Genomic DNA, 14,988 nt, shown 5'->3' with positions numbered 1-14,988 from the left:
GCTATGGATATAAAGGTTTCCTTATGTCTACATAAGGTGGCCTGAGGCGACAAATGAAAGTCACGGGAGGCCTTCTTAGGAACGACTATGCGCAGCGATTATCTCTTCACTTCCGAAAGCGTTTCCGAGGGGCATCCTGACAAGGTTTCCGACCAGATTTCCGACGCCATCGTCGACCTCATGCTGGCCAAGGATCCCGAAGCGCGGGTCGCTTGTGAGACCATGACGACGACGCAGCGCGTGATCTTGTCAGGCGAAATTCGCTGCAAGCCGATGTACGATGACAAGAACGAGGACTGGGCTTTCAACGGCGGCTGGGCGCCGGGTGCGAAAGATGAGATCGAACGAGCCGTTCGCTCCACCGTTCGCGATATCGGTTACGAGCAGGACGGCTTCCACTGGAAGACCCTGACATTCGAAAACCACCTCCACGGACAATCCGCTCACATCGCACAGGGCGTGGATGCGGGCGCGGAAGGCTCCAACAAGGACGAGGGAGCCGGCGACCAAGGCATCATGTTCGGCTTTGCCTGCGACGAGACGCCCGACCTGATGCCGGCAACGCTCGATTACAGCCACAAAATCCTCGAGCGACTGGCGAGGGACCGTCATTCGGGAGCCGCGCCATTTCTTGAACCTGATGCCAAGAGCCAGGTGACGCTGCGCTACAAGGACGGCAAGCCGGTTGCCTGCACCGCGATCGTCGTCAGCACTCAGCATGCACCGGGTTACGATGACGGTGAGAAGGAAGCTCAACTCCACTCCTACGTGAAAGATGTGGTTTCAGAGATCCTGCCCGATGGCTTCATCTCCGACGAGACCATCTGGCACATCAATCCCACCGGCAGCTTTGTGATCGGCGGCCCGGACGGAGATGCTGGGCTGACCGGCCGCAAGATTATCGTCGATACGTACGGTGGGGCATCCCCGCATGGTGGCGGTGCGTTCAGCGGCAAGGATCCGACGAAAGTCGATCGTAGCGCCGCTTACATCACGCGCTATCTTGCAAAGAACGTCGTGGCTGCCGGGTTTGCCAAGCGCTGCACAATTCAAATCGCCTACGCAATCGGCGTCTCGGAACCACTTTCGCTCTATGTCGACACACATGGCACTTGCGGCGACGGCATCGACGACGCCGCCATCGAAGAAGCGATCAAGGGCATCACCAAGCTTGGTGGCCTAACGCCGCGTGGCATCCGCGAGCATCTTGGCCTGAACAAGCCGATCTACCGCATCAGTGCAGCCTATGGTCACTTTGGCCGCACGGCTGATGGTGACCTGTTCCCCTGGGAGCGTACGGATTTGGTCGATGAGTTGAAGGCAGCGCTTACCTGACCTGTTAGGGCGCACTTCATGGCAGCGCCCGACCATTCCCAAGACGCGAGCCGCGTTGTCGAGCTGGACGCCTTGCGCGGGCTGGCCGTCCTCGGCATCGCGTGGATGAACGTCTACGCTTTTGCGCTGCCGATACAGGCCTACGCCAATCCAATGGTCTGGGGCGGCGAAGGCGCTCTCGACCGGTTGGTTTGGGCGTCAAGCTTCGTCTTTATCGAAGACAAGTTTCGAACCCTGTTCGCGATGCTGTTCGGCGCGGGATGCCTGATCCTGATCGAGCGATCTGGCGAGAATGTCTGGCGCTCTCATCTGGCCCGTATGGCGGTGCTTTTCATTATCGGCTTCGTCCATGCATTGCTGCTTGCGAGCAATGACGTGCTTCGCACCTATGCGCTAGCCGGGCTGGCGATCCCATTGCTCGCCCCGCTTGGCCACCGCGCCCTATATGCGACCGCGATCGGGCTGGTCGCGCTTCACGTCGGGGGCGGGATGGTCGCCTTTGGAAGCGCTGTGGTTGATGTGTATGTCGGCCGGGTTGGAAGCGACGCTGCGCTTTTTGCCGAGCGCCAATTCGGCAGTGACCCGGGGGCTCTGAAGTATGCTCTGGAGCTAGGCCGGCAAACTCTGGCCGAGCGGATAGACAGAAGGATTGGCGGGTTCAGCTCGCAATTTGCGATCCTCGCTGCCTCGATCCCGCTCAACCTTGCGGCGATGGCGCTCGGCATGGCGCTTTGGAAGGATCGGATGCTCAGAGCCGAATGGCGCACCTTCAGGCTCCAGCGGCTTGCGGCAATTTGCGCTCTGCTGGCGATACCGCCGCTTCTTGCACTTGCCTGGTGGGTTTCGGACAGCGCCTTTGCACCCGCTTTCGCAGGGGCGGCCGCGATTGTCCTGTCAGCCCCTTTCGATACGCTACTGGGGCTCGCCTATGCAGCGCTCGCCATGGCGTTTTTTGATCGGGAGGGAGGCTTCACAAAGAGACTCGCAGCGGTGGGCAGGCTCTCGCTAACCAACTACCTCATGACCTCGGTGATCTTCGCCTCATTGTTTGCCAGCTGGGGGCTGGGACTTTTCGGAGAGGTCAGCCGTTCGCAGGCATTCGCGCTCAGCTTCATACCCATTGCAGCGGTGCTGGCATGGTCACCAGCATGGTTAGAGCGGTTTGGAAATGGGCCATTCGAGCGCGTCTGGCGATGGGCCTCGATCCGCCTCGGCTAGCCGTCCTCACCAAGCATTGGTGAAGGACGGTCGAGCGCAAGCTCAGCATCCGAAAATGTGAACGGGCTACGAACCCCTGGCATTCCGCCGAGATCGATCCGCATACCGCGAGCGATCACCTGAGGGTCCGAGAACACCTCATCCAAGTGATTGATTGGTCCGGCAGGCACGCCTTTGGCCTTGCATGCAGCCAACAGGTCGGCCTTGGACCAAGTGACCGTCGCCTGGGCGATGAGTTCGTCGAGTTCACCTGCATTTGTGACACGATCGCCATTGCCAGCGAAACGCGGATCATTTGCAAGCTCGGGGAGGCCGAGAACCTCTACGAGCCTTGCGAAAAGGCGATCATTGGCAGGGGCGAGGATGACGTGCCCGTCGCTCACTGGAAACACGCCGTAGGGTGCAACCTGCGCATGCGCGTTGCCCATGCGCGGCGGGTTTTCGCCAGTCGTAAAGTGATAGCTTGCCTGGTTTGCGAGCAATGCGACCGAGCAATCGAGCAGACTCATGTCGACATGTTGCCCCTTGCCGGTGCGCGCACGCTGAAGAAGCGCAGCCTGAATTGCGTTCGCCGCGTAAACGCCCGTAGACAGGTCGCTTATAGATACGCCCATCTTGACCGGCACGCCGTCAGGTTCGCCCGTCACGGACATAAAGCCGCTCATGCCCTGAATGACGAAATCGTAGCCCGCTTCGTGAGCGCGAGGGCCTGTCTGGCCAAAGCCTGTGATCGAACAATAGACCAGCGCGGGATTGATCTGCGAAAGCGCTTCATAATCCAGCCCGAACTTTATCAGACCACCGGTCTTGAAATTCTCGATCAAAACGTCAGCGCCGCGCGCGAGCTCGACAATCCGCTCGCGGTCGGATTGGTCCGCGAAGTCCGCAATGATGGAGCGCTTCCCGCGATTGGCTGCGTGGTAATAGGCCGCCTCGCGCCGGGTTTCGCCATCAGGCCCTCTGCGTTCGACCCAGGGCGGTCCCCAAAGCCGAGTTCCATCGCCTTCGGGGCTTTCGACCTTGATGACATCAGCGCCAAGATCGGACAGGATCTGTCCAGCCCATGGGCCCGCGAGAACGCGCGCGAGTTCCAGCACCTTGAATCCGGCAAGCGGGGCGTTGGGATTACGGGGTGTGTCGAGCCACATATTGAGGAAATCGCAGTCAGGCTGCCGCGAGCGCGACCTCGTAATTCGCGCTGGTGCTCGCCGCGATGTCCGCCTCGCTCACTCCGGGGGCAAGTTCGATCAGCTGGAAAGCCGATTGCTTGTCTGGCCTGAAGAACACGCCGAGATTGGTGATGATCATGTCCACCACACCAGTGCCGGTCAGGGGCAAAGTGCATTCGGGAATAAACTTGGGATCACCCGCCTTGCTCGTGTGATCCATGACAACGATGATCTTCTTCACGCCCGCAACGAGATCCATCGCGCCGCCCATGCCCTTGATCATCTTGCCCGGGATCATCCAGTTGGCGATGTCGCCGTTCTGAGCGACTTCCATCGCTCCCAGCACGGTCAGGTCGATATGCCCGCCGCGGATCATCGAAAAGCTCGTCGCGCTGTCGAAATATGCGCTGTGCGGCAGTTCGCTGATGGTTTGCTTGCCGGCGTTGATAAGGTCGGGATCAACCTCGTCCTCGTAGGGGAAGGGGCCGATCCCCAGCATTCCATTTTCGCTTTGCAGCGTGACCAGCATGCCCTCGGGAATGTGGTTTGCGACCAGCGTCGGGATGCCGATGCCAAGGTTGACGTAGTAGCCATCCTCCAGTTCCTTCGCAGCGCGCGCTGCCATCTGGTCACGGGTCCAGCCTTTCGGTTGGTCGGTCATCAATTGGGCCTTTCGGACAAGAGCGGGGTGGGGATGAGGAACCAGCCCTCACCGATCAACGGCTCGAGCACCGCTGCGTCACCGGGATTGAGGAGATAGTCGTAGAGTTCGTCGAAATCAGAGCGATCATCGCCAGCGATTGCGATCAGGCAGGTTTGCTGAGCGAGCTGTTCGCGGCGGATTTGCTTACGGTCATCGGGTCCGCGCATGAGTAGAAGCTGATCGGCTCCCGATTCATCAAGGCCCGTGCGTGCGAGCGCGTCACGGTAGATTTCCGAGAAGGACGACGAACCGCTCGAAATCCATGCGATCGCCACTCCGGCAGCGCGCAGCCGGTCGAGTCCGGCAGCAAGACCCGCGGGCGGGTTCTGCGCATCGACCGGTGAGAACGTGCCCTCCTTGGGGTCGAGGTCGATCAGGACGGTCGGCTGGATGCCTACGCAATTAGCGCGATCTGCTTCGAGATTGACCCTGTCGATCAGCATCGCCGAGGTCCGCGATTGGCCCGGTGTAAACTCGAACTTGCTCTGGTTGGCGTAAGAGATGAGCGCAGTGATCGCTGTCGGATCGGATGCTGATGACGCCGACGCCGAAATGGGAATCACGGGCGATTGGTCCGCCGATGGCTCGGGGGGCACCGCAGGATTGCGCACGGTTGCGCTCGGCGCAGCAGTCGTCGTCGCTGCTGCGACTGTCGTTGACCCTGTCGCAAGCGCGGCAGCAGCTTCCGCGGCAGAAACGGTAGGCTCGTTCGCAGTGGTATCCGCAAGCGCCACTTGGGAATCGACCGTGATCCTGCGGACCGACGTGTCATCCAAGTCGGATCTGCGGCCAGAAACCGGGGCTGCTTCCGGTTGCTCGATGGTGGCAACCAGTTCCGGGTCTTCGCTGGCCGACATTGCGGGGCCTCGGCCATCCATGGTCTCAACCGAGTTCTCGGTTTCTGCGAAAGCAGAAGTGAATTCGTCCGATGCGGACGGCGTGCTTTCGACGCTCGCGGTTGCGGCCATTTCGGTGGCGGTCATTGCTTCTTCGGCAGTTGCCGCCGAGGCAGAGTCGGGGAGTTCGACTGCCAATTGAGCGGGCTCTTCGACAGCTGCCACCTGGGCCTCGACAGCCATGCGGGTGACAGAGCTGGTTTGTGGCGCAGGCGCAGGACTGCTCTCGACGAAGGCGCTTTGTGAAGGTGACGTTTCGATGATGACGCTTGGGTCCGTGACAGGCCCCGCAACTGCGGCTGCTGGTTCATCATCGCCGTCGATAGCGCTAGCCCCCATGAGGCCGCTTGCCGCGAGTGGTACGACGGCCGCGACGCAACCTTGCAGCATTGTTGCCGCTCCGGCGAGCAATGCCAGCTTGTAGATTTTTCTCCCCTCCATGACCCGTTACGCCTCCTCGCGTTCTCTTACGGTGCGAAATTCGATTTTCTTGTCGTAGGGTGCTCCGAGCACCATCCGGTTTACAAAGACGCCCGGCAGGTGGATCGCGTCTGCATCAAGCGCGCCAGCGGGCACGATCTCTTCGACCTCTGCGATGCAAACCTTGCCGCAAGTGGCAGCGGGCTGGTTGAAGTTGCGCGCCGTTTTGCGGAAGATGAGATTGCCGGTTTCATCAGCCTTCCAGGCCTTGACGATGGCAAGGTCGGCGAAAATCCCGCTTTCCAGAATATATGTCGACATAACGCCGTCCTGATCGGGAAAGTCCTTGTGCTCCTTGCCCTCTGCCACCTGTGTGCCCACGCCGGTCTTGGTGTAAAAACCGGGTATGCCAGCGCCGCCTGCACGCATACGTTCCGCCAGCGTTCCTTGCGGACAGAATTCAACTTCGAGCTCGCCGGCGAGATATTGGCGCTCGAACTCCTTGTTCTCGCCGACATAGGACGAGATCATTTTTCTCACTTGCTTGGTGCGAAGGAGCTTGCCGATACCCTCGTTGTCGATGCCAGCATTGTTGCTGGCGAAGGTGAGGCCTGTGACTCCGCTGTCGCGGATCGCATCGAGGAGCCTCTCAGGTATCCCGCACAATCCGAAGCCTCCCGATGCGATAAGAATATCGTCGGCGATGACCCCGTCGAGCGCAGCTGCGGCGTCAGGAAAAATCTTTGACATGAATTGTGCCGGTCCCTTGCAGTCCAATCATGCCCTGACAGCTTTGTCAGGGACGTAGAGTCCTGATTGATTAGTAGCTTGTGTCGGCCATGTCACGGGCGGGGATTAAGCCACCTCCTCGCAGGGCAAGTCGCGCTGCACTGCAACATGAATGAACTTTCAAATTGCTGTAAAATTAGGCCAGTGACTAATAATTAATCAGCTTGCGATGCAAAAAATGTCATAAATCGCGCAGATTTGGCCAATCAGATTGCGGAATTTGCAATGTGCAGTGCGGCTTTCGCATTTGCACAATAATGAGCCTCGCATCATACCTGATCCTGCCTTTTAGGCATCCTCTCCCAAACTTTCACAGCCCGGCCCCGTGCCGGGCTTTTTTTGTCTGCGCTCGGGACCCGTCCCAACGGCTGAGCGACGGGAAAGAACCCGTCTCGCGCCGGATCAATCGGCGAGCTTGTCGGTTTGCATAAAGACCTGCCGCTTCCTAGCTAGCGGACAGCCGAACTTTTTGCCGAATCTAACCGACCAGAGGACTTGCCCATGGCCGACGCGCCGAGTGAAACTGACGCTACTACTTCAGATCGCACGGTGCGCTTGCAAGTTGCTCCAGCCAGGCAAGAGGAATCAGGACAGGGCATCGCGAGAATGCCGCGAACCGCGTTCCAGCAGCTTGGGATCACCGAGGGCGATGTCGTCGAGATCAGTGGGAAGCGCGCTACCGCCGCGATTGCGATGGCGGCCTATCCCGAGGACGATTCACTCGATGTCGTGAGGCTCGACGGCCTCCAGCGTGGCAACGCAGAGGCAGCCTCTGGTGAGCATGTCGAAATCGTCGTTGCCGAATCGCGCCCCGCAACTCGCGTGGTGTTTGCGCCGGCACAGCGCGAGATGCGGCTTCAGGGCCCGGCTCAAGCGCTCAAGCGCAATTTCTTCAAGAAGCCCATCACGGCTGGCGACCTCGTTGCAACGACTGGTCAACAGCCGGTCCAGAACATGCCGCCGGACGTGCGCCAGATGCTTCGCGCTCCAGCGTACGCGCTTACCCAGATCAGGCTCTCGGTCCATTCGACCAGCCCCAAGGGCATCGTCCATATCGACGAGAATACCGAGGTCGAGTTGCGCACAGAGTTCGAGGAACCGCGCGATGCACGCGGCATGGTCAACTATGACGATGTCGGCGGGATGGAGGACACCATCCAGCAGCTGCGCGAAATGGTCGAGCTGCCCCTGCGCTATCCCGAACTGTTCACGCGCCTCGGCGTCGACCCTCCCAAAGGCGTGCTGCTCCACGGCCCTCCGGGAACCGGCAAGACCCGCCTCGCTCAGGCTGTGGCCAATGAAAGCGATGCCGAGTTCTTCACCATCAATGGCCCGGAAATCATGGGCTCTGGCTATGGCGAAAGCGAAAAGCGGCTGCGCGAGGTCTTCGAGGAAGCGACCCGTGCATCGCCTGCCATCGTCTTCATCGACGAGATCGACTCGATCGCTCCCAAGCGCAGCGGCGTGCCCGGCGAGGCAGAAAAGCGCTTGGTCGCGCAAATGCTGACTTTGATGGACGGAATTGAATCACGCGCAAACCTTGTGGTGATCGCGGCGACAAATCGTCCCGATGCCATCGACGAGGCACTCCGCCGACCGGGGCGCTTCGACCGTGAGATCGTCATCGGTGTCCCCGACCAACGCGGCAGGCGCGAGATTCTCGCGATCCACACGCGCGGCATGCCGCTTGAAGAAGCGGTCGACTTGTCCGAACTCGCGCGTGTCACGCATGGGTTCGTCGGAGCGGATATCGCGGCACTAGCCCGAGAAGCTGCGATCGATGCCGTCCGCAGGATCATGCCGCGCCTCAATCTTGAAGAGCGCACCATTCCTCAGGACGTGCTCGAAGATCTGTGCGTCACCCGCGCCGACTTCTTCAGTGCGCTGAAACGCATCCAGCCCTCAGCGATGCGCGAAGTGATGGTGCAGGTTCCCAATGTCGGCTGGGACAACATTGGCGGGGTCGGTGATGCGATCGACAAGCTGAAGGAAGGCATTGAGCTACCCCTCAAGAACGCCGAAGCTTTCCGCCGTCTGGGTATTCGCCCGGCCAAGGGCTTTCTGCTGTATGGCCCGCCGGGCACCGGCAAAACACTGCTGGCAAAGGCTGTCGCCAAAGAGGCGGAAGCCAACTTCATCTCGATGAAGAGCTCGGATCTCTTGTCCAAGTGGTTTGGCGAGAGTGAGCAGCAGATCGCAAAACTCTTCGCTCGCGCCCGTGCGGTGGCTCCCTGTGTAGTCTTCATCGACGAAATCGACAGCCTCGTGCCCGCACGCGGCAGTGGCCAGAGCGAACCGCAGGTGACGGGACGCGTTGTCAACACGATCCTTGCCGAGATGGACGGTCTCGAAGAATTGCAATCGGTCATCGTAATCGGTGCGACCAACCGGCCAGCACTGGTCGACCCTGCACTGCTTCGTCCGGGCCGTTTCGATGAGCTTGTCTATGTCGGAACGCCTGACAAGGAAGGCCGCGAGCATATCCTTGGCATCCACACCAAGGACATGCCGCTTGCCAGCAATGTCGACCTCGCCGAAATCGCTGAAAAAACCGACCGCTTTACGGGCGCCGATCTCGAAGACGTGGTGCGCCGTGCAGGGCTTGGTGCGCTGAGGCGCATGGGCGGCGACGTGAAGGCGGTTGAAATGCAAGACTTCGAGGATGCGCTGGAAGACAGCCGGGCCACGGTCACTCCGCGAATGGAAGCCGAATATCGCAGGATGCGCGGTGAACTGAAAAAGCGCGCGGCGGAGGCCAATCCGATCGGTTTCTTTGCACCAGACTCGCTTGCGCCTGCCCGCGCGAAGAAACACGGGAGCGACGAAGAGGCTTAAGGTTCGCCAGCCTTGGGGTGCCCGTGCGGCACTTCGAGGCGGTGGCGGATCAGCACCTCTTCCATGTTCTCGCGCAACCACGCCATCATGTGTTCGCGCACATCACAGCGCAGCGTCCACAGATCGCCGGGATTCTCTGCACTGACGACAATCCTGAGTTCTAGGCTCTCAGGATAAGCCTCCGTGACCGCGAGACCGTGGTTGCGGCCATCAAACAGCTCGTGGGTCTCGACATAACGCTCGAACTCGGCCCGAATTGGAGCGACATCGGTAATCGGGTCGAGATGCATGAACACCGTGCCGGTAAGCGTTTCATCGAGCCGCGACCAGTTCTCGAAGGTCTCGTCAAGGAATCGGCTGGTAGGAACCACAAGCACCCGGTCATCCCACGTGCGCACCGTGACGAAGCTCATGTGAATTTCCTCGACCCGGCCCGTGTCGCCGTCGACCTTTACAAGATCGCCAATACGCATGGGCTCGGTCAGCGCGACCTGCACGCCGGCGATGAGCGATTTGAGAGCTGGCTGCGCGGCGGCTCCGATGGCCAAAGCTGCGAGGCCCGCTGAAGCAAGCATGGTTGTCCCGATTGCCCGCACTGAGGGTATCGAGAACAGCATCAGTCCCACGGTGATGACGACGATTGCAAAGACCACGATACGCGAGAGCACAGCAACACGCGTACGGCGGCTGCGCGTGGCGACCGGATCGGCATCGGCCATACGCAGCTCCATCGCGGCGGTCAGACCGCGCACAACGTTATAAGCAATCCAGCCAAGCAGGGCGGGCCGCAGAAAGCGCGCCAGCGGCTCCCACCATTGGCGAAGTTCGGGATCGTACTGCGCCGCGATGGTCACGCTGATCGCGAGGAAGGACCACTTGATCGGCTGGCGGATGCGTTTGACGAGGATTTCGTCGACCGCAATCTCCGACAGATGCGCGAGCCTGCCGATGATCTTGAAGACGATCAGGTAAGCAACATAGGCGATCGCGAGCGCGACCAGCACTGTCAAAGCTGAAACCGCGAATGCGTCCCAGTCGATGGTCAGCGTCCCTGTGATGATCCGCTCAATCAATGCGCTGCGTCCCATGATTGGCCCGTGCCGATATCGACCGCCAGAGGCACGTCTAGCGAGACCGCAGGCAACGCAGCCTCTGCCATGACCCGTTCGATGATCGGGGAGGCTTTCTCAACATCGCCGTCGGGCAATTCGAAGACCAATTCATCGTGCACCTGCAGCAGCATGCGCACGTTGCCCAGACCCTCATCGCGAAGGGCAGGGAGCATGCGCGCCATCGCTCGCTTGATGATGTCGGCGCTGGTTCCCTGGATCGGCGCGTTGATTGCAGCTCGTTCCGAGCCCTGGCGCTCGGCCTGGTTCTTGGAGGTGATGCGCGGGAACCAGGTCTTGCGACCGAAAAGCGTCTCGGAATAGCCGCGCTCGCGAACGGTTTCGAGCGTTTCCATGATGTAGCGCTGGATGCCAGGGAAGCGCTGGAAATAGGTATCGATCATGTCCTGCGCTTCGTCGGGTTCGACCTCGAGCCGGCCCGCAAGTCCCCAGCGCGAAATGCCATAAAGGATGGCGAAGTTGATCGTCTTGGCACGGGCGCGCGTGTCGCGGGTGACTTCGCCGAACATCTCGGTCGCCGTGCGCGCGTGGATGTCTTCGCCGTTGGCGAAGGCCTCCTTGAGCGTGTCGACATCGGCCATGTGCGCGGCGAGGCGCAGTTCGATCTGCGAATAGTCAGCAGCGAGAAGCACGTTGCCATCTTCAGGCACGAAAGCCTCGCGAATGGTCCGCCCGATTTCAGTGCGGATCGGAATATTCTGGAGGTTGGGATCAGTCGAAGACAGCCGCCCTGTCTGCGCGCCGACAAGACTGTAGCTCGTGTGAACGCGGCCCGTTTCAGGATTGATTTGCGCCTGCAGAGCGTCGGTATAGGTCGACTTCAGTTTCGACAGATGCCGCCACTCGAGAACCTTGTCTGCAATCGGCTTTGCGGCCTCGTCCTTGGCAAGATTTTCGAGCACGGACTGATCGGTCGAATAAGCTCCGCTCTTGCCTTTCTTGCCGCCCTTGAAGCCCATCTTGTCAAACAGGATTTCACCAAGCTGCTTCGGGCTTCCGACAGCAAATTGCTGCCCGGCAATCTCGTGGATTTCCTTTTCGAGTGAAGCCGTTGTGGTGGCGAATTCTTCCGACAGCTTGGCGAGGCGCGCTCGGTCGACCTTAATGCCTTCGCGCTCCATTCCTGCGACGACCGGGATCAGTGGGCGGTCCACGCGCTCATAGATTTTCGTGCCGCCTTCTTCGGAAAGGCGCGGCTTGAGCATGCGGTAGAGCCGCAAGGTGACGTCCGCGTCCTCGGCAGCATATTCGGTTGCGCGGTCGAGCGGGACTTCGCCGAACGGGATCGCTTTCTTGCCGGTCCCGCACACGTCCTTGAAGGCGAGCGGTTTGTGGAGCAGGTGGCGTTCGGACAGTTCGTCCATCCCATGACCGCCGCCCATGCCTTCGCCGCGCCCTGCGTCGAGGTCGAAGCTCATAACCATGGTGTCCTCGATCGGCGAAACGTCGATGCCGACCCGCGCCAGGACATTGAGGTCGTATTTGCCGTTCTGGAAGACTTTCAGAACGCTGTCGTCCTCGAGCAGCAGCTTCAGAGCAGCGAGCGCGTCCTCCATCGCTACCTGTTCCGGCTTGTCGGAGAACATGTCGGTGCCGCCATGGGCAAGCGGGATGTAACAGGCATCGTTGGGTGCGAGGGCGAGGCTGACGCCGACCAGATCGGCCTCCATGGCGTCGAGCGAGGAGGTCTCTGTATCAACCGCGACCAAGCGTGCGGCTGAGGCGCGGTCGATCCATGCCTGCAGCCGATCCAGCGTTTGCACGGTCTCGTAGGCGCTGCGATCCACCTTTGGCATTTCGGGAAGCGGCTGGCGATTTCCCTCTGCATCGCCCTGGTCGCCGGCCTTGTCTACTTTAGCCGGATTGAGGTCATTCGGGCGATCCGGGCTGCCAGCACCTGCGCCGAGCCGCTTCAACAGCGAGGTAAAACCGTGCTTTTCGAGAAATGCCGCCAGAGGCTCGGATGGGATGCCTTCCAGCTTCATTTCATCGATAGCCATCGGAAGGTCGCAATCTTCCTTGAGCGTGACCAGAACGCGGCTCATCTCGGCATCTTCGCGGCCGTCGATTAGGCGCTCTTTAAGTTTCGACTTCTTCATGTCAGGCGCCTGGTCGAGCGCCGCGGTGAGCGAACCATGCTCTGAGATCAGTTTGGAAGCTGTCTTGGGTCCAACGCCGTAAATGCCGGGAATATTGTCGACGCTGTCGCCCATCAGCGCGAGGACGTCTCCGACCTTTTCGGGTGGGACGCCGAATTTCTCTTCCACTTCCTCGATGTAGATGCGCGCGCTTTTCATCGTGTCGAGCATGTCGATCTTCGCGCCGTTTTCTTCGCCGACCAGCTGCATCAAGTCCTTGTCGGAAGAGACGATGGTGACGTTCCAGCCCTCGCGTTGGGCAGCACGCGCATAGGAGGCGATGAGGTCGTCTGCTTCCAGCCCCGATTCCTCAATACACGGCAGGCTGAAAGCGCGGGTCGCGTCGCGAATCAGGGGGAATTGCGGGCGAAGATCTTCGGGCGGTTCGGGACGGTTCGCCTTGTATTCAGGGTAGATATCATTGCGGAAGCTCTTGGAATCTTTATCGAGAATGACCGCAAGGTGCGTCGGCCCCTCTGCCGCATCGAGGTCATCGGCCAGCTTCCACAGCATCGTGGTGTAGCCATAGACTGCACCGACCGGAGTGCCCTCCGGATCGGTGAGCGGGGGCAGGCGGTGATAGGCGCGAAAGATATATGACGAACCATCGACGAGATAGAGGTGCTGCTGCTCAGATGACATGGCCGGTGTGCTAGCACCGCTTCGGTTTGCGCGTAAGCCGGTTTGCATGGGGTCATGCACCGATAAATGCGCCGATACGGGCTGCGATGAACCGGTGGCAAAAAGCGGCCAAATTGAGGCGGGAAAAGGGCAATTATGAGCAATTTCGCCACATTTCGCTTGTATCGCCACATTTCGGCCATTATTTAGGCATCGGAGCCGGGGGGATCATCCGGCTTTGGCAGGGACTTCATTTCGAAGCCCGCCTGTTCCATTCGCTGAACAAGGAATTTGAATTATGCGTAAGATCGTTCTTGCTGCTGCAATCGCAACCTCGGCTCTCGGCCTCGCTGCATGTGCTGAAGAAGCTGCTGAAGCCGACGCTGAAGTAGACGCAATGGCTGCTGAAGCAGACGCAATGGCTAACGAAACCGCTGCAGAAGTCGACGCAGCTGCTGCCGACGCCGAAGCTGCTGCTGAAGGCGCTGCTGCCGACGTCGAAGCTGCTGCTGAAGAAGCTGCTGCCGACGCTGAAGAAATGATGGAAGGCGAAGGCGAGTAATCGCTTAAGCTTGCATCATCGCCTTCTAGGCAATGCAAAAGAAAAGGCGGCGTCCAACCGGGCGCCGCCTTTTTCTATGGGCGATTTGTAATTGGGCCTCAGCCGCCGGTGCGCGGTGCCGAAGTCCAGTTGCGGTTCTGGCGCGCTCGGGCTGCGAAGCCATCGTAGAGCGCGCGCGCAATCGACGCGATGCGCGCTTCTCGATTGCGGCGGGTGCCTTGCCCGGTGACGTAAATAGCAACGGCAATCGCTCGGCCATCGGGAGATTCGATGATGCCGATATCGCTCGACGTGTTGTTGAGCGAGCCGGTCTTGTGGCTCACCACTGCTTCGTCAGGCATATTGGCGGGGATACGGCGACGGCCAGTGACCGTGCGGCTCATCGCACCAAGCAGCACCTGACGGCTCTGGTCCGACAGGAAATCGCCGCGATAAAGTCCTTGAAGCAGGCGCACCATCGCGCGCGGGGTGGCCGCGTCACGCGGGTCGATCCAGTTCGCCGGATCGTACTCCCCATCGTCGCGTACGAGCGTTGCGATGTCACGGTCGATCGAGAAATCGGTAATGCCCTGACGGCGCATCCAGTCATTCACTTTCTCAGGCCCGCCCACCGCAGCAAGAAGTGCGTCAGTCGCCGGATTGCTTGAGCGCGTGATCATGATCTCGATGAGGTCGATTGCGGGCATGTAGTTGCCCCTGCGCACTGGAGCGGCGGGAGATGAGAATTTCGCCGAGCGGATCGGAATCAACAGCGGGAATTCCGAGGTGAGCGAGTATTTGTTCTGCTCGACCATCTCCAGATAAGTCGCAGCGACTGCGATCTTGCTGGTCGATGCCATGGGAAAGAGCTGGTCGCCCAGGACTGCAACGCTTTCGCCTGTCGCGAGGTCGAGCGCGGCAACGCCGATGCGACCGCGATCCCCGTCGGCGAGTTCAGCAATGCGCTGTTCGAAACTGTTCGCATAAATCGCCTCGAACGTCTCGGGCGCACGCATCTCGGTGCCGAAAGCATCGTCAAAGTTCGCCTGGAGCTCGTTGGTCTGCGCATTCGCGGTGGCGGAGAAAGTCGCGGCAAGGGCGGCGACGAGACCAAAAATCCGGGAGCGATGTCTGAGAGCCATCAGCGGTAAATACTCCTAACAGGGTTAGCGGGGCCTTAATTGCGCAGTCTT

11 protein-coding genes are annotated in these 14,988 nt (G+C 60.1%); 4 read left to right on the top strand and 7 right to left on the bottom strand.

The window, feature by feature from the left end:
• Positions 1-87: 87 nt before the first annotated feature.
• Together metK and NAP1_RS11605 are read left to right on the top strand one after the other, a co-directional pair.
• A complete protein-coding gene (metK, locus tag NAP1_RS11610) occupies positions 88-1,335 on the top strand; it encodes a methionine adenosyltransferase (protein WP_007165493.1) in 1,248 nt (415 codons plus the stop codon).
• Positions 1,336-1,353: 18 nt separating this feature from the next.
• A complete protein-coding gene (locus NAP1_RS11605; protein ID WP_007165492.1) occupies positions 1,354-2,553 on the top strand; it encodes a DUF418 domain-containing protein in 1,200 nt (399 codons plus the stop codon).
• Here NAP1_RS11605 and NAP1_RS11600 read toward each other — a convergent pair.
• From NAP1_RS11600 to NAP1_RS11585, 4 genes are read right to left on the bottom strand one after another with little or no spacing between them, the layout of a single operon-like run.
• Positions 2,550-3,701: a CaiB/BaiF CoA-transferase family protein gene (locus tag NAP1_RS11600; protein WP_007165491.1), complete on the bottom strand. Its 1,152-nt coding sequence runs from the start codon at positions 3,699-3,701 to the stop codon at positions 2,550-2,552. The genes NAP1_RS11605 and NAP1_RS11600 overlap by 4 nt on opposite strands.
• Positions 3,702-3,717: 16 nt before the next feature.
• Complete coding sequence (locus tag NAP1_RS11595) at positions 3,718-4,383, bottom strand: CoA transferase subunit B (protein WP_007165490.1); 666 nt, start codon at positions 4,381-4,383, stop codon at positions 3,718-3,720.
• Positions 4,383-5,762: a hypothetical protein gene (locus NAP1_RS16025; RefSeq protein ID WP_007165489.1), complete on the bottom strand. Its 1,380-nt coding sequence runs from the start codon at positions 5,760-5,762 to the stop codon at positions 4,383-4,385. The genes NAP1_RS11595 and NAP1_RS16025 overlap by 1 nt, the downstream gene beginning before the upstream one ends.
• Positions 5,763-5,768: 6 nt before the next feature.
• Positions 5,769-6,491, bottom strand: coding sequence for a CoA transferase subunit A (locus NAP1_RS11585; RefSeq protein ID WP_007165488.1), 723 nt, complete (start codon positions 6,489-6,491; stop codon positions 5,769-5,771).
• Between the two features lie 540 nt (positions 6,492-7,031).
• Here NAP1_RS11585 and NAP1_RS11580 point away from each other — a divergent pair.
• On the top strand, positions 7,032-9,365 hold the full coding sequence (locus tag NAP1_RS11580; RefSeq protein WP_040464437.1) for a CDC48 family AAA ATPase: 2,334 nt from the start codon (positions 7,032-7,034) through the stop codon (positions 9,363-9,365).
• Here the strand turns inward: NAP1_RS11580 and NAP1_RS11575 are convergent.
• Positions 9,362-10,453, bottom strand: coding sequence for a mechanosensitive ion channel family protein (locus NAP1_RS11575; RefSeq protein WP_007165486.1), 1,092 nt, complete (start codon positions 10,451-10,453; stop codon positions 9,362-9,364). The genes NAP1_RS11580 and NAP1_RS11575 overlap by 4 nt on opposite strands.
• On the bottom strand, positions 10,435-13,275 hold the full coding sequence (gene polA, locus NAP1_RS11570) for a DNA polymerase I (RefSeq protein WP_007165485.1): 2,841 nt from the start codon (positions 13,273-13,275) through the stop codon (positions 10,435-10,437). Before polA ends, NAP1_RS11575 begins: the two co-directional genes overlap by 19 nt.
• A gap of 277 nt (positions 13,276-13,552) precedes the next feature.
• Between polA and NAP1_RS11565 the strand changes: the two genes are divergently transcribed.
• Positions 13,553-13,816: a hypothetical protein gene (locus NAP1_RS11565; RefSeq protein WP_007165484.1), complete on the top strand. Its 264-nt coding sequence runs from the start codon at positions 13,553-13,555 to the stop codon at positions 13,814-13,816.
• A gap of 98 nt (positions 13,817-13,914) precedes the next feature.
• Here NAP1_RS11565 and NAP1_RS11560 read toward each other — a convergent pair whose 3' ends face one another.
• Positions 13,915-14,937 carry a serine hydrolase gene (locus tag NAP1_RS11560; RefSeq protein ID WP_007165483.1) on the bottom strand — a complete coding sequence of 341 codons (1,023 nt, stop codon included), beginning with the start codon at positions 14,935-14,937 and terminating at the stop codon, positions 13,915-13,917.
• Positions 14,938-14,988 lie beyond the last annotated feature (51 nt).

Origin of the sequence: Erythrobacter sp. NAP1 (assembly GCF_000152865.1) — a bacterium.
Classification (GTDB): domain Bacteria; phylum Pseudomonadota; class Alphaproteobacteria; order Sphingomonadales; family Sphingomonadaceae; genus Erythrobacter.
Note: the sequence above shows the minus strand (reverse complement) of the source record. Positions and strands in the feature narration are given on the sequence as shown.